General features: G+C 56.6%; 22 protein-coding genes. 11 read left to right on the top strand and 11 right to left on the bottom strand.

Annotated elements, in window-relative coordinates; all coding sequences use genetic code 11:
• Positions 1-43 precede the first annotated feature (43 nt).
• Genes KDX30_RS08290 through KDX30_RS08300 form a run of 3 tightly spaced genes read left to right on the top strand, consistent with a single transcriptional unit; the run spans position 44 to position 3,337 of the window.
• A complete protein-coding gene (locus tag KDX30_RS08290) occupies positions 44-1,657 on the top strand; it encodes a hybrid sensor histidine kinase/response regulator (protein ID WP_231673404.1) in 1,614 nt (537 codons plus the stop codon).
• Between the two features lie 54 nt (positions 1,658-1,711).
• Positions 1,712-2,839, top strand: coding sequence for a saccharopine dehydrogenase family protein (locus KDX30_RS08295; protein WP_231675474.1), 1,128 nt, complete (start codon positions 1,712-1,714; stop codon positions 2,837-2,839).
• A 3-nt stretch (positions 2,840-2,842) separates the two neighbouring features.
• A complete protein-coding gene (locus tag KDX30_RS08300; protein ID WP_231675475.1) occupies positions 2,843-3,337 on the top strand; it encodes a DUF2269 family protein in 495 nt (164 codons plus the stop codon).
• 4 nt (positions 3,338-3,341) lie between these two features.
• Here the strand turns inward: KDX30_RS08300 and KDX30_RS08305 are convergent, their stop codons facing one another.
• The 9 genes from KDX30_RS08305 to KDX30_RS29685 form a co-directional block, all read right to left on the bottom strand.
• Positions 3,342-4,565 (bottom strand): DUF1444 family protein, encoded by a 1,224-nt coding sequence (locus KDX30_RS08305; RefSeq protein WP_231675476.1) that lies wholly within the window; start codon positions 4,563-4,565, stop codon positions 3,342-3,344.
• A gap of 780 nt (positions 4,566-5,345) precedes the next feature.
• Entirely contained in the window at positions 5,346-5,834 is a 489-nt protein-coding gene (locus KDX30_RS08310) for a DUF4189 domain-containing protein (protein ID WP_231675477.1), read from the bottom strand.
• A 65-nt stretch (positions 5,835-5,899) separates the two neighbouring features.
• A complete protein-coding gene (locus tag KDX30_RS08315; protein WP_231675478.1) occupies positions 5,900-6,652 on the bottom strand; it encodes a lysozyme inhibitor LprI family protein in 753 nt (250 codons plus the stop codon).
• A 63-nt stretch (positions 6,653-6,715) separates the two neighbouring features.
• Positions 6,716-7,561 (bottom strand): hypothetical protein, encoded by an 846-nt coding sequence (locus KDX30_RS08320; protein ID WP_231675479.1) that lies wholly within the window; start codon positions 7,559-7,561, stop codon positions 6,716-6,718.
• Between the two features lie 60 nt (positions 7,562-7,621).
• A complete protein-coding gene (locus KDX30_RS08325; RefSeq protein ID WP_231675480.1) occupies positions 7,622-8,512 on the bottom strand; it encodes a peptidoglycan-binding domain-containing protein in 891 nt (296 codons plus the stop codon).
• Positions 8,513-8,678: 166 nt separating this feature from the next.
• Positions 8,679-9,326, bottom strand: coding sequence for an imm11 family protein (locus KDX30_RS08330; protein WP_231675481.1), 648 nt, complete (start codon positions 9,324-9,326; stop codon positions 8,679-8,681).
• Between the two features lie 36 nt (positions 9,327-9,362).
• Positions 9,363-10,253 carry a hypothetical protein gene (locus tag KDX30_RS08335; protein WP_231675482.1) on the bottom strand — a complete coding sequence of 297 codons (891 nt, stop codon included), beginning with the start codon at positions 10,251-10,253 and terminating at the stop codon, positions 9,363-9,365.
• Between the two features lie 336 nt (positions 10,254-10,589).
• A complete protein-coding gene (locus tag KDX30_RS08340) occupies positions 10,590-11,243 on the bottom strand; it encodes a DUF1629 domain-containing protein (protein ID WP_231675483.1) in 654 nt (217 codons plus the stop codon).
• Positions 11,243-11,734 carry a DUF4189 domain-containing protein gene (locus KDX30_RS29685; RefSeq protein WP_406643797.1) on the bottom strand — a complete coding sequence of 164 codons (492 nt, stop codon included), beginning with the start codon at positions 11,732-11,734 and terminating at the stop codon, positions 11,243-11,245. Before KDX30_RS29685 ends, KDX30_RS08340 begins: the two co-directional genes overlap by 1 nt.
• Positions 11,735-12,002: 268 nt before the next feature.
• Here KDX30_RS29685 and KDX30_RS08345 point away from each other — a divergent pair, with 268 nt between their 5' ends.
• Entirely contained in the window at positions 12,003-12,764 is a 762-nt protein-coding gene (locus KDX30_RS08345) for a hypothetical protein (protein WP_231675484.1), read from the top strand.
• 65 nt (positions 12,765-12,829) lie between these two features.
• On the opposite strand, the gene KDX30_RS08350 is transcribed toward KDX30_RS08345, so the two are convergent.
• Complete coding sequence (locus KDX30_RS08350; protein WP_231675485.1) at positions 12,830-13,315, bottom strand: DUF4189 domain-containing protein; 486 nt, start codon at positions 13,313-13,315, stop codon at positions 12,830-12,832.
• Between the two features lie 316 nt (positions 13,316-13,631).
• On the bottom strand, positions 13,632-14,273 hold the full coding sequence (locus KDX30_RS08355) for a LuxR C-terminal-related transcriptional regulator (RefSeq protein WP_231666726.1): 642 nt from the start codon (positions 14,271-14,273) through the stop codon (positions 13,632-13,634).
• A gap of 182 nt (positions 14,274-14,455) precedes the next feature.
• Here KDX30_RS08355 and KDX30_RS08360 point away from each other — a divergent pair, with 182 nt between their 5' ends.
• The 7 genes from KDX30_RS08360 (at position 14,456) to KDX30_RS08390 (ending at position 22,881) form a co-directional block, all read left to right on the top strand.
• Complete coding sequence (locus tag KDX30_RS08360) at positions 14,456-15,001, top strand: dimethylamine monooxygenase subunit DmmA family protein (protein ID WP_231675486.1); 546 nt, start codon at positions 14,456-14,458, stop codon at positions 14,999-15,001.
• On the top strand, positions 14,998-15,927 hold the full coding sequence (locus tag KDX30_RS08365) for a PDR/VanB family oxidoreductase (protein WP_231675487.1): 930 nt from the start codon (positions 14,998-15,000) through the stop codon (positions 15,925-15,927). The genes KDX30_RS08360 and KDX30_RS08365 overlap by 4 nt, the downstream gene beginning before the upstream one ends.
• 15 nt (positions 15,928-15,942) lie before the next feature.
• Positions 15,943-16,959, top strand: coding sequence for a heme-dependent oxidative N-demethylase family protein (locus KDX30_RS08370; protein ID WP_231675488.1), 1,017 nt, complete (start codon positions 15,943-15,945; stop codon positions 16,957-16,959).
• A 60-nt stretch (positions 16,960-17,019) separates the two neighbouring features.
• Entirely contained in the window at positions 17,020-18,150 is a 1,131-nt protein-coding gene (locus KDX30_RS08375) for an aminomethyltransferase family protein (protein WP_231675489.1), read from the top strand.
• A 33-nt stretch (positions 18,151-18,183) separates the two neighbouring features.
• Positions 18,184-19,044: a formyltetrahydrofolate deformylase gene (purU, locus tag KDX30_RS08380; protein WP_231675490.1), complete on the top strand. Its 861-nt coding sequence runs from the start codon at positions 18,184-18,186 to the stop codon at positions 19,042-19,044.
• A 101-nt stretch (positions 19,045-19,145) separates the two neighbouring features.
• The gene (locus tag KDX30_RS08385) at positions 19,146-20,528 is read left to right on the top strand and encodes a flavin-containing monooxygenase (RefSeq protein ID WP_231675491.1); all 1,383 of its coding nucleotides are present in this window, start codon (positions 19,146-19,148) and stop codon (positions 20,526-20,528) included.
• Positions 20,529-20,535: 7 nt separating this feature from the next.
• Positions 20,536-22,881 carry a DUF1989 domain-containing protein gene (locus KDX30_RS08390; RefSeq protein WP_231675492.1) on the top strand — a complete coding sequence of 782 codons (2,346 nt, stop codon included), beginning with the start codon at positions 20,536-20,538 and terminating at the stop codon, positions 22,879-22,881.
• The last annotated feature ends 274 nt before the right edge of the window (positions 22,882-23,155 follow it).

A 23,155-nucleotide genomic window follows, 5' to 3' on the forward strand; every position in this document is an offset into this window, starting at 1 on the left:
AGCAAGACCGCGCATCACCGCCAGACTAACGGCAGGGTTACTCATGACAGACCGGAAAAACGCTGAACTGGATCAGGCCACGCTGAGATTGACCGTGGCAACGGTGGCGATCACTTATGTATCGTTGATAGGTTTTTTGCCGGGATACGATGTCGCGCAGTATGAGCCGATCATTGCTTACTACGCCGGTTTTCTGGTGGTTTCGTTTATCTTGCGGCAATACATTATCACCCGGCCTGGCGTATTCCCTGCACGTCGGATATTCGGCATGGTGCACGATTACACCGGGATTTCAGTAGGGTTGGTGGTGGGCGGAGAGGCGACGCTGCCGATCTTCAGTGTGATGGTCTGGGTCACGCTGGGCAACGGCATGCGCTACGGCTCGCGCTATCTGGCGATTGCTGCGTCTCTGGCACTGTTGGCGATCCTGATTATTTATCAGTTGACTCCGTACTGGCAGGCCCAGCCGTTCATGGTCCTGATGCTGGTTGCTGTCACCATTCTAGTGCCGGGCTACGCCCATATCTTGCTGGTCAGGACGCGCCAGGCGTCGGAGCAGGCCACCGTTGCCAATCAGGAGAAAGAACGTTTTCTCGCCCAGGCCAGCCACGACCTGCGTCAGCCCATTCACTCCATCGGCATGTTCACTGCCTGCCTGCGTTCAAGCCCGCTCGGGGATTACGAGCGCAAGCTGGTGGACAATATCGATCGGTCACTGCACAACGTGGCACAACTATTCCGCTCGATCCTTGACATCTACACACTGGACAGCGGCAAGGTGTCGGCCAAATCAGACGTGGTCAATCTGGGCGAAATGCTCGGCGAAATCGCCCAGCAGAATATCGCCGCCGCGCGCTGGGCCGGTGTCGAACTCAGAATCCGGCCTTGTAACCGGTGGGTGAGGGTGGACGCCACGCTCCTTGCCACCATGGTTCAGAACATACTGTCCAACGCACTCAAATACGCACCAAACCATCCGGTACTGATCGGCGTGCGCAGCCATAAGGGAGCGCTGTCGATCAGTGTCCATGATCAAGGGCCGGGGATCGCCGCCGAGCATCTCCCCAACGTCTGGGATGAGTTTTATCGAATACGCCACGAGCGCGACAAGGATGTAGAAGGCGTGGGATTAGGCCTGTCCATTGTCAAGCGACTCAGCCAGATCATCGGCGTGCAGATTCAGATTAAATCCAGAGTGAACCGTGGTACGAGCGTGACCATTCACGGTCTCGAAGAAGTCGCTGCGCCCGTGCAGCAACCGCGCAAAAAAACACTGGGGCACAGCCTGCTCAAGGGCGTTAAAATTTGCCTGGTGGAGGACGACAACAACGTCCTCATGGCCACCGCAGCTTTGCTTGAGCGCTGGGGCTGCGACGTACAGACCGCCAGTTCGGCGGAAGGGTTGAGTACCAACTGCGACATTATCGTGGCCGATTACGATCTGGGTACGAAAGCCAACGGTCTCGATTGCATCGACAGCATCCGCATGGCTCGGGGCTGGGATGTTCCCGCGCTGATTGTCACCGGCCGAGAAGTGGACATGGTCCAGGAGGCATCGCAGGCACGGGACATCTCTGTGCTGTCAAAACCGCTGAGACCTTCGGAACTGCGCCTGACACTGCTGTCAATGTGTGAGAAACCTGTGGAACGGGCCTGATCAACTTAGCGGCGAATGTTAACGTGAACAGTATTTAAGACAGGGAAGCATTGGATGTCGTTGAGAGTCATGGTGGTTGGCGGGTATGGAAATTTCGGCACAATTGTTTGCCGACACCTGATCAACATGCCCAACGTTGTACTTGTGATTGCAGGGCGCAACCCTGAAAGGCTGGCTGAGAGTGTCAGTACGCTGCAAGGCCAATCGGGCGTCATATGTGAGAACTGGTGTGGTAATGCCATGGGCGCAGAGTTCGGTTCGGCATTGCGCGCGCTGGATATCCAATGGGTCATCCATACAGGCGGTCCATTTCAGGGGCAGTCCTATGCTGTGGCCCAGGCGTGTATCGAGGCCGGGGTCAACTACTGTGACCTGGCGGACTGCCGAGCTTTCGTCAACGGTATCGGCATTCTCGACGCAGCAGCCAGACAGGCAGGTGTAACCCTGCTCAGCGGCTGCAGCTCGGTGCCTACGCTGTCATCAGCCATCATTGACCAGTACCGTCACCGCTTCAGCCGTATTGATGTCATTGAACATGGCATCTCTTCCTCGGCAAAAATGCCCGGATTGTCCACCGTTGAAGGTGTACTCGCTTACGCTGGCAAGCCGATCAAACAACTGCGAGGCTGTAAAGTCCACGAAGTTTCGGGTTGGCAGGATCTGACATTACGCAAAATGCAGCATCTGGGGACGCGCGTGCTGGCTAACGTCGACGTGCCGGATATCGACATTTTTGGCAGCCGTTATGGCGCGCACACCCTGAGTTTCAAAGCTGGCTCGGGCCTCAAGCTTGGGGGCGTAGCCAATTACCTGCTGGCGGCCGGCTTACGCGCAGGGCTGGTCAAGGACCGGATGGGATGGGCCGCACGACTGCATCGCTGGGGAACGCTGTTCGAGCGCTTCGGTGACGGCCTTAGTGCCATGTACATCGATGTCGAGGGTGTCGGTTTGGACGGTAAAGCCCTGAGCATGAATGCCCAGTTAACGGCGGACAACGACAAAGGTCCGGAGATTCCCAGTTGTGCTGCGGTAGCGCTGATGGCGAAAGTCGCTCAGCAGTATCGCCCGCAGCCAGGCGCCCGACCCTGTGTGGGGGAGGTCAGCGTTGAAGAGTATCTGGCAGCCATGAACGATCCGCAGAATATACAGCTGGCCGTACGGTTCTCGGATGAGAAAGGTTGATCGATGCTTTATCTGGCGATGAAGTATTTGCATGTGATCGCGGCGATCTTCCTTTTCGGATTCGGTATGGGCTCGTTTCTTTATCTGATCGCAGCCAGTCGCACTCGCAACCCACAAGTCATCGCTCATGTCTGTGCGATGGTGGTGCGGTTCGATACCTGGATTACCACGCCCGCAGGCTTTCTTCAGCTTGGTACGGGCTACCTGTTGGTGACGCTTGCGGGGCTGCCGATGACTTCACCCTGGTTGATGATTTCGGTGGCGATCTTCATTGGCGTAGGTGCCCTCTGGCTGCCGGTCCTCGTCCTGCAAAAGAGGATGCATGGGCTGGCATTGAGCGCGGTTGAACAGGGTCTGTTACTGGATGATCGATACCATAACCTCTACCAGAAATGGTTCTGGATGGGTGTTTGCGGTTTTCTCGGCATGTTCGTCGTGGTGTTGATGATGGTGACGAAGCTGACACCGTGGCAGTGGTTTGTAATGCTGATGGCCTGATCATTTATGGCAGTTGGCCGAGCTGCTCGGTCGTCGGGAATCCATCGACCCGGTACCTGACCGGGTAGAGCGTCACGGGCTTCATCAACTCGCCGAACCGGCTTTCAAGTTCGTCCCATTCCACAATCCGCGTATGGGTTGTTCCATCCTGCAGAGGTTGCACAAGCGAAACCCGGTCTGTTTTGGGCAGCAGCGTGATGACGTTTTCTGCCCAGCTACAGATGGAAAAAGTGCTTTCGCCGGACTCATCCGATTTGTAAAGCAAGTAAGACGCAACGAACACATCCTCCTGCTGTTCCTCATGGAGCGCATCAAGAAGCGTCTTTTGTGAATCGTACTCACCCTGAAGAAGCATCCGTTCCAGTGTGGCGAGACGGGCCTGGCTGTCCTCGTCCTGAGGCAAGAACGTGACGACATTTTCGTCCTGATACGTATATAACTGGCTGGAAACGGCGCACCCGGTTTCGATTACCTGAAAGCAGACCTCAATCATGTGGCGAATTCCGTGCTCATCCTTGTCGCCGGCCACCAACAAAACATCGCGTGTAGGCACCATGAAAACGGGCTGTCCCTGCAAGGGGATTCGCTGCAAAACGTCAGGCAGCAGTACCCGACTGATGTCATAACCGTCATTCCAACGACCGACATGAAGTCCCGGCGCGACTTCTTCGAAGCGGTCCTCGGTCTCGTCACGCAGGTTTCGAATTGCAATCGATAATGCTTCGTCCAGCGTGATTCCCCAGTCATCAGGGATACCGCTGAACAAAGTTGATAGCGAATCGGGGTAGTCGACTGCGAGCAGTAAAGCGCAATCTTTGCCAAAGGTCCGCTGGGCTATTTCGAACGGGGCATCCCAGCCTTTAGAGCGGATCTGATTCAGGCGAATTTCTTCATACGTCGCCAGGTTACGAATAACCGGCCGCAACAGGGCTCTGGTGTCTTCGAAAGTCCGGGACGATGCTGAGGGGGCGGAGCTGGCATGGATAAACGCCGTCACATACCTGGCCACTATTTGAGGCTTTTCGGTTTTATCAGCGTTCTGATACTCGTCAAACGCATTGTGAAGATTCAGGTAGCTGTTATCCCCATGCTCGATTCTGAATTCTTCCGGACGGTATTCGAGAGGGCCGGTAAAGCCTTTTTCCCGCGCAGCCTCGATGAGGTGTTCGGCGAACTGATCTTTTGTCAGCGGACGATTGAAAAGGCTGTTGAACAGGTTTTTGAGCATCTTTTCAATCCTGCAATGGCATGTTCGAGACCTTGACTCTAGGTCCCGGAGTTGTCGTGGTGAATAGTACAGGTGTGCTATTGAACGCTAAAGAGGGTATGCGATCATTAACGTCAATTAAAAGTTTGTTCGATTCTTATTGTCAGCAACTCCGGGAGTAAACGCTGGTGCATAAATACGCTTTGGTTCTCGCCGTCCTGTCCCCGCTCGTCATCGCCCCAGGCGCGGCAGTTGCCGCAATGCCTGACTGGTGGCTAATCTTCGGAAGTGGGGACCAGCCGAAACGGCAAGTCATTTATGCCGATGCTCTTTCCGTCGCGGACAGTCCTTCGAAATCAGGTGCTGAGCCCACTCGTTCAGTGGATGTTGTTTATGTGTTCGAAGATAAGGACAAACCTCTCTTCACCCTGTACAGGATTGCCTTTCAGTGTAAGGCTGGACTGTACAGTGTAGACGAATCGAATTCCAAACTGCGTTCGGGCGACGTCACCCAGGGACCGACCAGTACTCAGTGGGAACCGGTTGCCCGCACCATGCTGGAGCGGCCCTATGATTTCGTCTGTAAGGCAAGCACTCGGCGAACCAACGGCATGGTCAAAATAGGTCGACCGGAGCTCGCGACTACGTTGCCGGAGTTCACCTATAGAGCGTTTTGGGCGCCTGGGACTAACGCTCCAAGTCAGTGACAGATAACGCCAGGTCAGCGTTGCCATGCCTTGAAGAAGCTGGCGTGCGCTGACCGTAAACCTCCTTAGTTAGCTCACACTCGACACAAAAAGCTTAATATTTGCGAAAAATCGGATCAGAGCAGGCGGTGTACAGGACCTTGCATTCACGGCCACCGCTATCTTCTTTACAACTGGCCATCGCCAAATCAATCGCTCTCTGTTCCGAAACGGAGCCTTGTACGACGCTATTGATTTCACTGGAGATCAGTGCGACACACTGGTTTTTATAGGCCAGGTTCACCTTGCAGTCAGTGGCTCCTCCTAGAGCGCATCGATGCAGGGCTACCGACCTCGCTTCCTCTTCGGTTAACTTGCCGACCACCGCTCCGGACTCGCCAGTTGCATCCGAACCTGCAACTGCTCCCCATGTTTTTATCCATTCGCCGGTCATGCGGGGAGGTGCACTTTGACTGGTCTGCGGGTCATCCGGAATGCATTGAATGCTGCCCGCCTGAACGCCCATAGGGCACCTTGTCTGCGCTCCGGCTTGCAGGCTGAATAACAGCAGCGAAATACTCACCAAGTGAACTTTAAATCCCATCTTTTTAATCCTGTGGCAGTAACTGACTATCAGAGTGGATTATTGGATTTAGATAACGGTGCGCATTAACCGCCATAGCATTGCGCATAGGTGAAATCGATGAGGCGCTTGTCTGAAACGTCCTGCAAAGTGGACGGCTGTACCTGGAAATGGCCAAACATATCGTCGTTACAGATCATCACGGTTTTGCGCTGCGCACCTTCCTGCAGGACGCAGAGGCCGCCAAAACTGTGATTACCTCCGGCTACACCCACCGGCAGATCAATCAGTCGGCTGCAACCAATCACCTGGCCGTTTTGCTTGCGCTGTTTCAGCGACTGGTTGAATGAGTCGATCCGGGAGTCGGGATCTCGGACAGGCATCACATTTACGCATTCGCTACTGGCGGTCTGGTTGGCTTCGCCCGGCAGCTTGCAGTCCGGGTAAGCCTCACCGTCGAGTATATTTTTCTCATTACGCGCCAGCATGGCGATGCGAGAGGTATATGCCTGTTGCAGGCAGGTCGTATCCTGGCAAAGGCCACGACTGTAAGTGATCCAGTTGCGTTGTTCTTTAGCCAGCGCTTTCTTGCCATACGCATCGGTCGCAGCCAGTGCCGTCTTATAGGCTTGCTGCAGTTTGCCATCCAGCGCGGATGTCTCGGCATCGCTACAGATCAGCTTTTCCGTATCGGTCGAGGCCTTGTTGCAATCGAAACTGGCAGCCAAAGCGCAATGCGATAGCCCTGCAAGGCTCAGCGCAAAGATAAGCTTCATCGCGCGCGTAGACGTAGTTTTTATCGATAAGCAGGCCGGGTTTGGTGAATACGACTGGGTCATGACCCGATCTCCTCAAGTTGCTTGTGGATGATGTCTTGCAACAGCACAACCTCGGTTTCTTCATTAACGGCGGGTCAAACCAGCATCACGAGATAATTCCTGCAGTGCGCTCCGTGCGCGGTCTTGAATCTTCTTCCAGTCCTTGAGCGCGAAGCGCACATAGTTGATCTTCACGGCCACCTTCGTCCCGGGCATGACAAACGTGTGCTCACACTCGGGTAACTGGCGCTCCTTGCTGCGTATCAGCTTGCCGTCACGATATTCCACGCCGGACTCTTGGACTTCGCGCGATGTGCACTTGATGATCGTCTCGATTTGACCTCGCGTATCGCGCGCCACGTACCAGTCCATGTAATAGCTGGCGTCCATGATGGAGTTGGATGGCTTCAGTCCCTTCGCCAGATAGTGCGCGCGATACTTAGCAACATCGGCGTAATAAGGTGTAAGCCCATCGACCTCCTTGCCTTTGATACGCGTCTGGATATCCATTTCGGGCGCATCTTCGCCAGAACCGTCTGGCACGGTTTGTCGTCGCATAAACGCCTCGGCGCTTACCCGGTCGAGGTAGACATAACCAATGTTCACCGTGCGCGTGGCCACATCCAGTGTCAGGTGTGTTCGTTCGCCTGGCGCGAAGGGCGTCAGGTCCGGGTATTCGAGATACAACCCAAAGCTGCCATCAAAGTTCGGTCCCATCTGGTCATCGAAATAGTTGGCGGGAATGCGCAGAGAGTAGGGGCCCACGCAGGCATCCATGACGGGCGGCGGCACCGTGCCGGGATCCTGTGGACCGCCGCGCTGCCTGATGCATCCCTGCTCATTGGTCACGGCGCTTGTTTCGCTCGCACTCACGATGGATATGTCCGCGACCAGACAGACAGCGCCAACGAGGGCCAGTGGAAGTCTCATGCAAATGAACCGTCTGGAAGACTGGCTTCATTTCTCAAGTCTGGCTTCTGGCGCATAGCTCTACTGAGCGGGCACGGCATTTGGTTTGTCGCCAGCCGATTCGTTATTTGCCGCTCGGGCGAGGCTGGAGAGGTAAGGGTATTGCGCCTCTTTTTGCGGGCCGGAAGTATTGAACGGGTCGAAGCTGTTGGAAATCAATATCGCGAGGGCTTTCATATCTGCATCTCGCTCGCCGAGCCATACGAGGTCGAATGCACGAATCTCATTCCCGCGTTGCGTATAGTGACGCAAGAACTTGAGTGGACCACGGGAGCCCGCTGTGACGAATGAGTCAGCATGCCTGGCGTTGTACGTAACAGTGGACTTGTGGTCGCTGGCGAGGTTGTTGTAGATCTTATCAATCTGGCCGGGCTTCATATTGACCATCCGCTCAACCCGCAATGAAACACTGCTGTCCTCAGTATTCAGATTCACGGTATTGGCGTTTGGGCTGGTGAGCACAGTGAGTAGCTTTGCGGGGTAACCCAGTCTTACCCCGGTCTTGGGTTCAGTCCCGGTGGTCCAGCCGAATGCTGTTCGCTTATTCAGCGCTGAACCACCCAGATGCATGGCCAGGTCGGCGTTCAGTAGACCGGTGCCGGGCTGTTTATACTGTTGCTGAATAGCTGCAATGGCGTAGCGGGTGTCTTTGTCAAAGTTGCCGTTAATAGGGCCTTGATAAAAACCGCCCCAGATCAGTCCTTCCTGAATCAGCTTGCGCTCATCAAGGTTCAGTGAGGCTTCGGTGTTATCGACAGGCAGAGTAGAGGCGGAATTGGCCGGGGCCACAGACCCGGCCAATGCGCTCAGCGGCTGCCAGCTGCATGTCGCCGCCACTGTGATGAACGCGACTCGCAGCAGTTGATTTTTCCAGCCCACGGGCAAACGGTTGTGAACGGTATCTAGCGTCAATTGAAAAGCCTCTGTGCTCTCGTGCCTGATCAAAAAGTCGTGGAAAAGTAATCCTGCGATGATCATCTGTAAGTTACAGGGGCAGGGCATTTTTCCAATAGCACACCCGTACTATAGGTTCGGTTTTAACGAGTATGTTATTAAGACATTCAGACTGGACGTACCTTTACACATCGGCAGCGTCCCGCCATAAAAGACCTCCAGAACTTGGCTTGACGCCAATACCGGCTTTCCTGATCGCGGTGTACATCACGCGATCACAAATGACTGACGATTTCTTCTCGGCCATGCGGAATACATGGGCAGAACCCACAAGATCCTTTTTGAAGGCGAGATGTGCGCCGCCAGCAAAGGTCATTATCCTGAACGGCTTTCCAGTCTCGAATTCATGACCTGTGCGAACCTGGTAAGTAGATTTTTCTTCGTCTAATGCCGCGATCATGCGTACAACGTCACAGAGGTAATGCGGCGGGCCATTTGAACCATCTGGCAGCGTGTAGTCACAGGCCAGAAACTCGAATCCATCTGGATCTATGGATTCGAAGACCTGCTTCAGACGCTGGGAAACCAGCCAGTAACCGCTGAATCCACCTTCAAGATCACGAGGCATTCGCTTTGACTTGTTGGCATGCACCAAATGCGGCACCTCTGGCAGTGCAGGAAATCCTCCGTTTACAGGCCTGAGAATGCGGCTAGGAGGCGTTAAAAGTGCATCCAGGTTGTCGATCTCAACGTCCGTACCGGGCCCACCGCCGCGCGGATCACTCTGCAGGACATAGAACTGTTCTTTTTCCGGTAATTGCCTGGTAGTCATTTGCGCTTCTCTTGCCAGAGTCTGCCGAGTCTTCGGTCAGAGAAATTGCGGATAGCCACTCTTTACGCGTTTCAGAACAGCCGCGATAAGAGGGTGCGGCGTAGCGCAAGGCAGTTCCTTTATCACCGACCACGGCCCATCAATCAGCACGTGACCCGTTGGAAAATCCGCAAGGTTGTCCCGACGTCGAAGCGCAAGGACGGCCAGTAATTCGATCGGGAAGACGCGATCAAAGTCGTAGTCGAATTCGTAAGATTTCGAACCCGTACTGTACTTACTCCGACTGATATGGAATTCAGCGGCCTGGCTCATGTGGTGCGCAAAAGTGTTCTGGTCCTGGGTCTTCCAGTTATCCAGTAGCTCCTGATACACAGTTATCAAGGGCTTGCGTGGTGCAAACAGGGTCGACAGTGCATAGGCGTCGCAGAACAGAAACGTTAAAAACACATCGTGGGTGTTGTGGGCGATTCGACGTGACTGAGGGAACAGATTGAGCCGTGCATCTTTCTCCGCCATTTCCAGAAAGCGCTGCGCGCCGGTCTTGCCTGTATCCCACTGAGACAAGACTGTGGGGCCTGCAGCACGCAGGCTGTCTGAGTACTCCTGGGGCCAGTTGCCAAGCTGTGGACGCAGCTGACTGTGTACCGCATCCCAGCGCAGCACCAGCGCACGGCTTTCAATCGTCCAGCTGAAAAAACAGGCAAGTTCATCCAGATCCGCCCGAAAGTAGGCGTCGCAGGCGGCGACGCTCCAAAAGTGGCTGATTCGTCCAAGCTGTGTCCCGGCCTTGGGGCTAAGGCGGCCGGCAACTGCGAGATGTTCTTCCACGGCGCTTGTGTAGCGGTCGATATCGCCCGAGGTCCGGGCCCGATCAAGCCATTGCCTGCATTCCGGTATCAAGGACTTCAACGAAGGGTGCAATTGCATTGTTGACTCCTCAGCGTGAATTAGTCATGGCGCGTTTATCGGAGCGGATTTATCCGGGAAGTCGGCAGTCCTGATGATAAGGATGCTGTGAATGCACCAGCCTGTTTGCGGATGAATTTCCCCTGATTAACAATTATAAGTAACTGATTTGGATTGATTTTATGCGTAGTAGCGCGCTTGCCCGCGATTCGGTGCATCAGCGAAAAATGCGTTGCCTGACCAGATGCCATCGCGGGCAAGCGCGCTCCTACAAGTCTCCGTTTGCTGTACGACAGTGTGGTGCCATGGACACCGGGGGCCACAAGATTTGTACCAGCCACGAGTGTTTGCTTCGGCCTACAGATTGGCAGCATCTTCGAACCACAGCCCGTCAGAGTGACTCTTGGCGCCAATCCCGGCCTGCCGAACCGCATCCCGAAATGCTTTATCGCAGACAACCAGACGGCCGGAGTAGGGGACGCGGAAAATGTGCGCCGAACCGACGACGCTTTGATGGAAAGCGAGCCTCGCACCGCCGCAGAAGTTATAGAACTTTCCATTCAAGAATTCATCGCTGATCTCGACGTTTAACCTGGAAGCTTTTTCATCCACCGCATCGAGGACGCGTACAACGTCACAAAGGAAATGAGTGGGCCCCCTCGAGCCATCAGGCAAATGGAATGTGCATTCGGCAAACTCAAAGGCCAATGGATCTATCTCCTCGAACACCTTCTTCAGCCGCTCTGAAACCAGCCAGTAGCCGCTGAATATGCCTTCAAAGTCGCGCGGCATTTTGCCTTTCCTGGGGTCATATTCAAGCTGCGGTGTCTGGCGTAGCGGCGGGAAACCGCCTTCAGGGGGCCGCAGGATACGGCGCGGCGGTGTCAGTAACTCGCGTTCATTCGAAAAGATGACGCCGTAGGGCCCCCAGTTACTGCGGATGTCGGGCATCAGCGTGTAGAACTCGTTTGCTTTGGGGCTGTTATGTACTGTCACGGCTGCCATGATCATCAGAACTTTTTAAATATCGGATCTGTGCATGCGCTATAGATAACTTCACAGGCTTGCCCATTTACTTCCTGACACTTAGCCAGCGCGTCTTGATTGGCAATTTCTTTGCTCTTTGCACTGTTAGTAGCGCTGCGCCCGGAACCAGGAGGGGAGGCCATCGATACGCACTGATTTTGATACGCTAACGTCACAATGCAGTCCGACGCTCCGGCGGCCTTGCATTGGTCAAGCGCTTGCTCTTCAGCTTCAGCTTTCGACAGTCGTCCAATGGAAGTCCATGCTTCCCCACGACTATCCGATCCAGAAATCGCTCCCCAGGTTTTAATCCATTCCCCGGTTGGCCGTGAAGGCGCGGAGTTCGCTCGTGAGGTCCCCGAGTCAGGTCCGCACTGAGGGCTGCCAGGGGCGACGCCGCTTGGGCAAGCCGTCTGCGAAAAGGCCGGAGTAGAGACAGCGAGTACCAACAGTGAAAATAACGTGGCACGAATCATATTGATCACTCGACCTCGACGAACCTTTAAATACCTGTCCAGCGGGAAACAGTAATTGACCTGCTGATGATTTTCGATAGCACAGGTGTGCTATTGATTTATCGACTGCAGTCCGTAAGTTGGTTACTAGAAAAAAACGGCGCTCACCAAGAGCCAGGAAGTGTCATGTGCGCCTGTCGAAACGTTGCGGAGCGCCAAACTCGATGTTGTTTATTTACGCAGTGGGGCAGTTTCAGGTCCCTATGCATATTATCCGCGGTGGCAGTAAATGGGCTCAATCCTCCATAAGGGCGTAGCGATGAAGCGAGCTATTAATATTTGCTGTGCTGCTTTTTGTTTTACCTCTTTGATGTTGCCTGCATCAACCATGGCGCAACAATCACCGCTAAAAGCGGGCACTTATGCGACTGAGGGTGGTTGGGGGCAACTGGTCATTGGCTCCGCTGGAGTGAAGGGTAGCCAGACTTTCTCACTGGACACCGAAAACGCCGGTAGTGGCTGCACGTTTTCCGGCCGGTTGAATCCGGGAGGAAGCGCGGTAGTTTACGAAGGCGATGCCCCGAGCCAATGTTCACTGGAACTGACCATCGCGCCCAACGGGTTAGTGGTGAGTACCTCTACAAAAGAGCAGTGTCGCGAGTATTGCGGCAGCAATGGCAGTTTCGAAGGTGATTACCGCTATGTGCCGGCCTTCTGCGCTCAACCCGCGCTGGACAAGACGCGCCGACTGTTCAAAAAGCTCTACGACGAGAAAAAATACGCCCAGGCCGAGACGACCCTGGCGCCTGTTTATCGTGAGTGCCTCGGCACAATGGGATTGATGGATGAGGGCGGTCTGCGCAATGACTATGCGCTCACGCAGTACAAATTGAAGGATAAAGCTGGATGCCTGGCGACGCTGTCGAAATATCGCCAGGATGCTGCGATGGCAGATGATGCAATTACCCAGGACATGTCACCTGCCGTCGTCGACGATTATTTGAGCGTGATCCATGCTGCGCGCACGAACATTGCGCTCTGCGTGAAATAACGGTTATTCAAGGGGAATGAAACTCGCGATGAACATCGGTGACCGAGGATAAGCCGGTTCCGACTTCAGTATTTTCTGAACAGCGGTTCGGTACACTCTGAGTACAAGACCTTGCATGTCCCTCCACCACTCTCATCACACACCTTTTTCACGCCACTCTCTGCAAGCTGTTGGATTGGAGACGACTGGAAAAAAGTGTCCACCTGAGACGCAGCGAGCGCAGCGCATTGATTCCGATAAAACAGCTGAACGGCACAATCATTTGCTCCGCCCTTTGCACATTGTTTGATGGCAGAGATCTTCGCATCGCCCTCGGATAGTTTGCCAACAACGGTTCCTACTTCGCCTGTGGATTTAGACATTGCAATCGCGCCCCAGGTTTTTATCCATTCGCCGGTCGGACGGGCAGGGGCAGAATCGGCTCTTGATGTCCCCGAGTCCGGCCCGCACTGAGGGCTACCGGGAGCGACGCCGCCCGGGCAAGCCGTCTGGGCAAATGCCGAAGCAAACGCTGTGAGCATCAGCGAAGAAAACGCCGTGGTACGTAGCATGGCAATGACTCTATTCAATGAACCTGCAATCTGGTTCAGTTGAAAAACAGTAATTGACCTGCAGATGATTTTCGATAGCACAGGTGTGCTATTGATTTATACGTCGTCCAGGCGCCGCGCTGTCTCGCGGTGAACATAGGACTTGTAGGAGCTGCCGAAGGCTGCGATCACGGTCTGTCAGGACAAGGTGCTTCGCAGCCTTCTGCAGCTCCTACAGAAAATGTATTTCAATCCAGCGTTTGCATGTTGTTTGATGAAGGAAGGGAAAGGCGCCGAATAAATTACGGAGCACCTGAAGTATCAAATGGTACAGACCTTACGCACCCACCTCGAATATCACCCCTTCAAGTCCCAGGATCTCGCCGCTACTCGAGTACAGCCCGACGCCGGTTTCACACACTTCCTTGATTCGGCCATCGGCACAACATATCCGGTATTTCAGCTGAAATGGCTCACGCTTGAGCAGTGCGCATTGCACGCAGTACCAGACATAGTCGCTGTATTCCTCAAGAATCAATGCGCCGTAACTTTGTTCGCGAGTCAGTTGTTCGGCGGAGTAGCCGGTCAGGTGCAGGCAGCCTTCACTGACGTACTGCATGCGCCAGGCGCGCGCGTTTTCACCCTTGTAAATCAGCGCCGGCAAATCGTTGACCAAGCCGCTGACACTGATCGTGGTGGTGGCCTGCGGGGCCTGTTCAGTGAGCGTTATCGGGTCATGCCCTTGGGGCTGCGCTTCATGACGATGCATCCAGGACGCCAGCTCCAGGCGTGAGTGCAGGTCAAACTTGCGCAGGAGGTTGCGCACATAAATCTTTACCGTGCCATCGCTGATGCCCAGCTCCCGGGCGATCTGCTTGTTGTTGAGGCCGTCCCTGATCAGGCTGAGGGTTTGCGTTTCGCGTTCGGTCAGCGAATGGGTGGTCGATAACGGCGAAGGCGCGGGGCTGATTGTGTGCATTTTTTCCTCCCGTCTTGTCGATATGAATGCTGTAAGACAGCAAATTCCATGCCTCTGACTGTCAACTACCCCTTTGGGAGTAGCTCATCGTGAGGATTGAGCATGCATGCCGCATAGGAAATTATCTTGCCCACGAGGAAACACCTCAGGGCAATTCCGCCCTCGTCAGCACGAGGATCGACATGAACAATCCGATTGCAGCGTCGCGCCCTGTCAGCCTGCCGACGTATGACGCCGCACCACCCATGCAGTTGTCCCGTGATTACTTGCTGGTGACCCAGACGCAAGGCCTTGAGCTTCATGCGGAGCGACAAGACCGGGTTGCACAAGCCCGCCGCCTGACGCACCTGGCCTTGCCCGAACTGGAAGATCTGCCCACGTTACAGCGGGTACTGGCCGAGCATTTACGCAGCAGCCATGTCGGTGTGCAGTTGCATGTGCAGGGCGATGAGTCGTTTCTCTGGAAGGTGCGCACGGTAGCCGTTGACGCGGGGCTACTGACCGATGAAATCACGTTGAGCCTGAACTCGGGACGGGGCGAGGGCGGTAACCGTTCGGTGTTCTGCGTGCACTGTGCCACATTGCAGGACGCTACTGATGCCGCACTGCACACCTGTTGCCAGTGCGCTGTAGTGCTTGAAGTTCGCCAGCACTTTTCCCAGCGTTTGGGCGCCTACATTGGCGTCTGCGCCGACGCCGACCTTCCATACGGGGAGGCCTGCGCATGAGCCGCACGATTGCTGTTCGAGTGGCGCAAACCCACTTGCTGACGCCGATGGTACGCGAGCTGTTGCTGGAGCCGCTGAGTGGTTCGTTGCCAGCGTTTTCAGCGGGCAGCCATGTGCAAGTGCACTTGCCCAATGGTCGGCGCAATGCCTATTCGCTGCTGGGTGATCCCGCTCAGACGGGCCATTACCGCATCGCCGTGCGTCGTCAGTCTCAGTCGCGGGGTGGCTCGCACTTTATCCATGACGAACTGGACGTCGGTGACCGGCTGACTATTTCGGCACCGGCCAATCTGTTTCCGGTACACAGCAAAGCGCGCCTGCACCTGTTGATTGCCGCAGGCATCGGCATTACGCCGTTCATGGCGTATTGCGCGGAGCTAACGCGTCAGGGCCAGGATTTCGAGCTGCATTACGCCTGCCGTCCCGGCATCAGCGATGCCTATCTGGACACGTTGCGCGAGCAGTTGGGGCCACGCCTGCATGTGTATGCCAGCCCCACGCGACGACTGGATCTGAACACGTTGCTGAGCCAGCGCCCACTGGGCACACATGTTTACGCCTGTGGGCCGCAAACGTTGATCGATGCCTTGCGCGAGCAGAGCCAGGCGCTGGGCTGGCCGGCCAGTCGCGTGCACTGGGAGGCGTTCGCCGCGCCGGAGCCTGGTAATCCCTTCGATGTGCACCTCGCACGTAGCGGTCGACAGTTAAAGGTCAATGCCGAAGACAGCCTGCTCGAAGCCCTGGAAGCGGCTGGCATCGAGGTGCCCAACCTCTGTCGCGGCGGGGTCTGCGGGCAGTGCCAGACAGCCTATATAGACGGCGCGGTCGAGCATCGGGATCTGTTTCTCAGCGACCACGAACGCAACACTCACCTGATGCCCTGTGTGTCGCGCAGTTGCGGCGGAGCGCTGGTACTCGATATCTGATTGTGGAGTTTTGTCATGACCCTAGCCTTCAAAGCGCCGCAAACCTACTGCGACGACTTCAGCTTTCGCAATAGCCCGCAGGCCATCGCACGCTTCCCGTTTCCGTTTCCTGAAGACCAGTACATGTATTCAGTGAACATCGAACCGGCGGTTTCCCGTGATCCGGGGTCGATCTTCGAGCACCCGTTCGACATCGACGAACATTACCTGTCCGAGACCGCCGAACGAGCCCGCGTACTGGAACGCGACCCCGGACGCTGTCTGGTCATGCCGCATATGACGCAGGCCGCCTGGGACATGGTGCAGGTGCTGATGGAGCATCTGTCTGAAGACTATCCGCAGCACTTTCATCTGCAGCGCGACGGCGACGCCTGGCACTGGCAGAACCTGCCCATGGGTATTGATCAGCGTTTCACGTTCGGTGATCCGGCGAGCCTGCCGTGCGAGCCACTGGAGTACATCACCCGCCAGTTGCAGGGCGACTTCGCTGTGCTCGACCAGCGCGATGGCGACCTGTTCATGGACGCGGGCATGGTCACCTGTCCGGCCGACTGGTCATTGCGTTTCGACGCTGGCATGAGCTTCAAACAATGGCACTCGCCGGTGCCGATGGCGCACCAGATGGGCATCTTCGACCGGGCGCTGAAATACCTGCTGAATGTGCAGGTCGGCCAGCCGGTGCGTCGCCTGAACTGGACGTTGACGATCAATCCGCGACTGGATTCGTCGCCCGAAACCTTTCATGAATGGGGCAACGACCGTGGCAAGGTCACCGCCGAAAATGCAGGACGACTGGTTCATCTGCGCGTCGAGATGCAACTGATGATGCGCCTGCCGCGCTCCAATGCGCTGATGTTCGGCATTCGCACCTACCTGATCAGCATGGACGAACTCGTCACCAATCCGGCCTGGGCGCAGCGCATGCACCGGGTGATTCGCGATTTACCCGAGGCCATTGCCGACTACAAGGGCATGACCCGTTATCGGCAGGCCCTGATCGACTGGCTGCGACGCTTTGATTTCGATACCTGAGATCAGGCCTGACCTCCAGCTCTGACCTCAACCCCTCACTTAATCCAAGAGGAATACTCCATGACTCATTCATGGCGCACCCCTGCGCTTCGCGAACGGCACCTGGCCCTTGGCTCACAGCTGGAAGACTGGAACGGCATGCCCACCGCCTGGACCTACGCCAGCGACCTGGCTGACCACCATGAGGCCATTCGCACTCGCGCCGGTTTGATGGACGTGTCGGGCCTGAAGAAGGTGCATTACGTCGGGCCGCACGCCGAAAACCTGCTTCAGCAGGCCACTACTCGCGACATCGCCAAGCTGTATCCGGGCAAATCGGTATACGCCTGCATGCTCGATGAAGACGGAAATTTTGCCGACGACTGCATTGTGTACCGCACCGGCCCCAATGCATTCATGGTTGTGCATGGAGCGGGCAGCGGCCATGAGTTGCTGGTGCGTTCGGCACTGGGCCGTCAGGTCGCGGTGTTGTTCGATGACGACCTGCACGATCTTTCACTGCAAGGACCGAAGGCCGTGGATTTCCTCGCCAGTCACGTACCGGGTATTCGTGATCTGGCGTATTTCCACCATCTGCAAACCCGCTTGTTCGACCGCCCGGTGATGGTCTCGCGCACTGGCTACACAGGGGAGCGCGGTTACGAAATTTTCTGCAAGGCTGCCGATGCCCCGCTGATCTGGGACGGCATTCTTGAGCAGGGCCGCGACCTGGGCATTATCCCGTGCGCTTTTACCGCACTGGACTGGCTGCGTGTCGAAAGCTCACTGCTGTTTTTCCCCTACGACAACTCGCAGATGTATCCCTACGCCGATCAGAAGGCCGGCGACAGCCTCTGGGAACTGGGCCTGGATTTCACCGTGTCGCCCGGCAAACAGGGGTTTCGGGGTGCTGAGGAGCATTACCGACGCCAGGGCTCTGAGCGCTTCAAGATATTCGGTGTGCTGCTCGACGGTCAGGTGGCGGCTCAGGCGGGCGACACCCTGTGGTTCGAGGGCCGCGAGGTGGGCTTGATCACCTGCGGCATGTACTCGCGTCTGACCGGCAAATCCATGGCGATCGCCCGGGTCCAGCCGCACATTGCCGAGCAGGGCGTCGCCCTGGAAGTGCGGGGCAGCCTGAGCGTGAAGGCAATCAGCCACAGCTTGCCGTTCGATGACCCCGAGAAGAAAAAACGCACGGCCAAGGGCTGAGTACGCGATTTTTTCATGACAAGAGAACATGCCATGTCCACCTCCCACTACATACTCAACGTCCAATGCCCGGCGACCTCGGGCATTGTTAGCGCCGTGACCACATACCTGGCCGAGCGCGACTGTTACCTGAGCGAACTGGCGCAGTTCGACGACGAGCACACCGGGCGCTTTTTCATGCGGGCGGTGTTTCGCTTCAATGCGGGCACCACTGGCGATATTGAGTCGTTGCGCCAGGGCTTCGACGATGTTGCCATGCCCTTCGACATGCAATGGGCGCTGCACGCGGGCGATAAACCGCTGCGGGTGCTGCTGATGGTCAGCAAGTTCGACCATTGCCTGACTGACCTGCTGTATCGCCACCACAAGGGCGAGTTGAGCATGCACATCACCGCCATAGTTTCAAACCACCTGGACCTGCGGCCGATGGCTGAGCGCGAGGGCATCTGCTTCGTGTATCTGCCCGTCACGCCTGACACCAAGGCGCAGCAGGAAGCCGAGTTGATGAGCATCATCGAGCAGACCGGGACCGACCTGGTGGTGCTTGCGCGCTATATGCAGATTCTGTCCGATGATTTGTGTCACAAGCTCGCGGGGCGGGCGATCAATATTCACCACTCGTTTTTACCCGGCTTCAAGGGCGCCAGGCCCTATCACCAGGCCTATGCGCGGGGCGTCAAACTGATCGGCGCAACGGCGCATTACGTCACCGGCGACCTCGACGAGGGGCCGATCATCGAGCAGCAGGTGCAACGGGTCGAGCATGACCATAGCCCGGACGATCTCGTCGCCATCGGCCGGGATACCGAGACCGTGGCGCTCTCGCGGGCCCTCAAATACCACCTGGAACATCGCGTGTTCATCAACCACGACAAGACGGTGATCTTCCGATGAGCCCCCGATGTTCGTCACCTGCCTGATACGCAACGCCTTGGTTGCCAGCCGCTTGTACTGCCTGTGAGGCATCGAGCTTTTCTCATTGCGGAGAATCGAACATGAAAAAACGAGTCGCGATTATTGGTGCGGGCCCCTGCGGACTGGCTCAGTTGCGGGCATTTCAGTCGGCCGTGGAGTCGGGTGCGTGCACGCCGGAACAGGCGCCCGAACTGGTCTGCTACGAGAAACAGGCTGACTGGGGCGGCATGTGGAATTACACCTGGCGCACCGGGCTGGATGAGCATGGTGAGCCGGTTCACGGCAGCATGTACCGCTATCTGTGGTCAAACGGTCCAAAAGAATGCCTGGAGTTTGCCGACTACAGTTTCGACGAGCATTTTGGCCGACCCATCGGCTCTTATCCGCCGCGCGAGGTGCTCTGGGATTACATCAAGGGCCGGGTCGAAAAAGCCGGTGTGCGTGACTACATCCGTTTCAATACGGTGGTGCGCAGCGTGAGTTTTGACGAGGTACAGGAGCAGTTCACGGTCACCGTTCATGATCACGGCAGCGACCTGACCAGCAGCGAAGTCTTCGATTATGTGGTGGTCGCGAGTGGGCATTTTTCCACGCCCAATGTGCCGCATTTTCCGGGTTTCGAGAGCTTCGCCGGGCGCGTGCTGCATGCGCATGACTTCCGCGATGCACTGGAATTCAAAGACAAGGACGTGTTGATCGTAGGCAGCAGTTATTCGGCCGAGGACATTGGCTCGCAGTGCTACAAGTATGGAGCCCGGACCATCACCAGCAGCTATCGCAGCGCCCCGATGGGCTATCACTGGCCGGACAATTGGGAAGAGAAGCCACTGCTGACTCATGTGCAGGGCAATCGGGCGTTCTTTGTCGACGGCAGCAGTAAAGCAGTCGATGCGGTGATCCTGTGCACCGGCTACAAACATCATTTTGCTTTTCTGCCCGAAGAGCTGCGCCTCAAAACGGGCAACCGCCTGTGGCCGCTGAACCTGTACAAAGGCATTTTCTGGGAAGCCAACCCGCGGCTGATCTACCTGGGCATGCAGGACCAGTGGTACAGCTTCAATATGTTCGACGCCCAGGCCTGGTACGCCCGCGATGTCATTCTGGGGTGCATCGATTTACCGGATAAAGCCCACATGGAGGCGGAAAACCTGGCTTGGCGCCGTGAGGAAGAAACCCTTGAAACCGCGCAACAGATGTTCGAATTTCAGGGCGAATACATCCGCCAATTGATTGGAGCCACTGACTACCCCAGTTTCGATATTTCGCAGGTGAATCAGACGTTCCTGAAATGGAAGAAAGACAAGTACGAAGACATCATGGGCTATCGCAACAACTGCTATCGCTCGCTGATCACCGGTACGCTGGCCACCGTTCACCACACCCCGTGGCTCGACGCGCTGGACGATTCGTTAGAGACCTATCTGGCCAGCGATGGTTTTGATCGCCTGAAATCTGCAGGTTGAGGTTGCCATGAATCTTCCAGTCACAAGCCGGCCTCTGGAGCCGGCCTTGTTTGCCCGCACGCCTGGCTACGAACGCCACCGGGTTGCGCCGGGTGGGTTGACGGTGATTGCCTTGCAGGCTGGGGACCGCTTGCAGGTCATTGATCTGGAAGGTGACCAGGCCGCTGAATTGCTGGCCTTTCTCGCCGATGGCCGCGAAGCGCTCTCGGCGTTGGGTTTGCAACGTACTCCCGGGGCACGCTTTATCGGCCAGAGCCTTGGCCAGTCCAGTCGTGAGGCGCAGCATGCTGTGGCGGGCCTGACGCAGCGCGGGGTGGATTGCCGTCATCTCGCTGATGCGTGCAGCCTCTGGCCGAGCGCCACACCGGCAGGCTTCAGCCGCGCAATGACCGCCAGTGCCGATCTGTTGGTGGTGGTCGCCGCACCAGGTGGGCGCACATCGGTGGATGAACAGGGCAGGGCCAGCGAGTTGCGTCTGATCATTGAACGGGCCAATCCGACAGCATTGTGGGTGCCACCGCTGCCAGCGCCTTTGGGTGAGGTCATTGACGAGTTCACCATTACGCCGGGTACCGCGCGGGACTATCGAGTGGGCGCGGGTCAGTTCATTCAGGTAATTGACGTCGCCGGACGCCAGTGCTCTGACTTTGTCGCCTTCGATCGGCGCGGGCTGGATGTCGGCCGAGAAATTGACCTGGACCCCACGGTCACCCGCACCCTCAACGGCAGCGCCTATCCGGGGCCAGGCCTGTTCAGCCGTTTCTTCGACCGCAACCTGCAACCGATGCTGGAAGTGGTGCGTGACACGGTCGGCCGCCATGACACCTTTGCCTTGGCCTGCACCGCACGCTATTACGAATCCCAGGGCTACTTTGGCCACGAAAACTGCAGCGATAACATCAGCCGCGTGCTGGCCGCGCATGGTGTACAGGGGCGGGCGGGGTGGCCTGCGATCAACTTCTTCTTCAATACCGGCATCGATGCCCATCAGCACCTGACCCTCGATGAGCCATGGTCTCGTCCCGGTGATTACGTGTTGCTCAAGGCTATGACCGATCTGCTCTGCGCCAGTAGCAGTTGCCCGGATGACATCGACCCGGCCAATGGCTGGCAGCCCACCGATATTCATGTTCGCGTGTATTCCGAAAAGGAGCGTTTCAGTATCGCCATGACCACACGACAGACAGCTGACGCCGACCCGGTGCTGACCCGCGAAAGCGGTTTTCATGCGGGCACTTCAAGCCTGACCCGACAGTTCACCGACTATCGTGGCTTCTGGACCCCAAGCCGCTTTGATGGCTACGGCGCCCTTGAGGAATACCACGGCTGCCGTGAACGGGTAGCCGTGATGGACCTTTCGGCGCTGCGCAAATTCGAAGTGCTTGGCCCGGATGCCGAAGCGTTGCTCGACTATTGCCTGACCCGTGACGTGCGCAAACTTGCCATCGGCCAGGTGGTCTATTCAGCGATGTGTTACGAGCATGGCGGCATGCTCGATGACGGCACTTTACTGCGCCTGGGCCAGGATGCGTTTCGCTGGATCGGCGGCGAAGACCATGCCGGTGTATGGCTGCGCGAGCAGGCCGAAAAACTCGGCATGAAAGTGTGGATCAAGAGCGCTTCCGAACAGATTAGCAACGTCGCGGTGCAAGGCCCGCTGAGCCGTGAATTGCTCAAGCAGATGATCTGGACACCAGGCACCCAGCCTGCCCTGGAAGAACTTGGCTGGTTCCGTTTTCTGACTGGACGCCTCGATGACCATAACGGCCCGGCGCTGATGGTTTCGCGTACTGGTTACACCGGCGAACTGGGTTTTGAAATCTGGTGCCACCCCGATCACGCGATGCAAGTCTGGGAACGGCTCTGGGCGCTTGGCAAACCCTTGGGGTTGGTGCCACTGGGGCTTGAAGCCCTGGACATGCTGCGCATCGAGGCCGGGCTGGTATTTGCTGGTTACGAGTTCGACGACCAGACCGATCCGTTTGAAGCAGGGATTGGGTTTTGCGTGCCACTCAAAAGCAAAACCGCCGATTTCATTGGTCGCGAAGCGCTGTTGCGGCGTACCGCTCAGCCTCGACACAAGCTGGTGGGACTGGTGCTGGAAGGCAATGAAGTGGCGGCACATGGCGATTGCGTGCGGGTGGGAAGAGCTCAGGTAGGGGTGATCACCAGCGCGACGCGCTCTGCGGTGCTGGGGCGCAACATCGCGCTATGCCGACTGGATGTTGGGTATTGCGAACCGGGGACGACCGTGGAGGTCGGCAAACTTGATGGTCAGCAAAAGCGTATTCGCGCGCACGTGGCTGCCAGTACCGTGGCGTACGATCCAGACAAACTCCGGGTTCGTAGCTGAAGTCTTTCCATCGGGTTAAAGGCGCCATTGCAGGATGTATCTTGCACTGGCGCCTTTTTCTTTTAATTGGAAAGGAGGGGGCGTGCAGCTGAATCCCCCTCAGAGCCATAGCTTCTTCATCGTCAGAAATGCCGTCTTCCCGGATGAATCCAGTCCCACAGGGATCGCGTTGGATTTGAGGTTGGCACATACCCCGTGGGAGCGAATTCATTCGCGAAGAGGCCGTTACATCCACAACCTCTTTATCGTCAGGAATGCCGCCTTCCCGGATGAA

The sequence above is a fragment of the Pseudomonas quasicaspiana genome, from assembly GCF_021147825.1.
In the GTDB taxonomy this organism is placed as follows: domain Bacteria; phylum Pseudomonadota; class Gammaproteobacteria; order Pseudomonadales; family Pseudomonadaceae; genus Aquipseudomonas; species Aquipseudomonas quasicaspiana.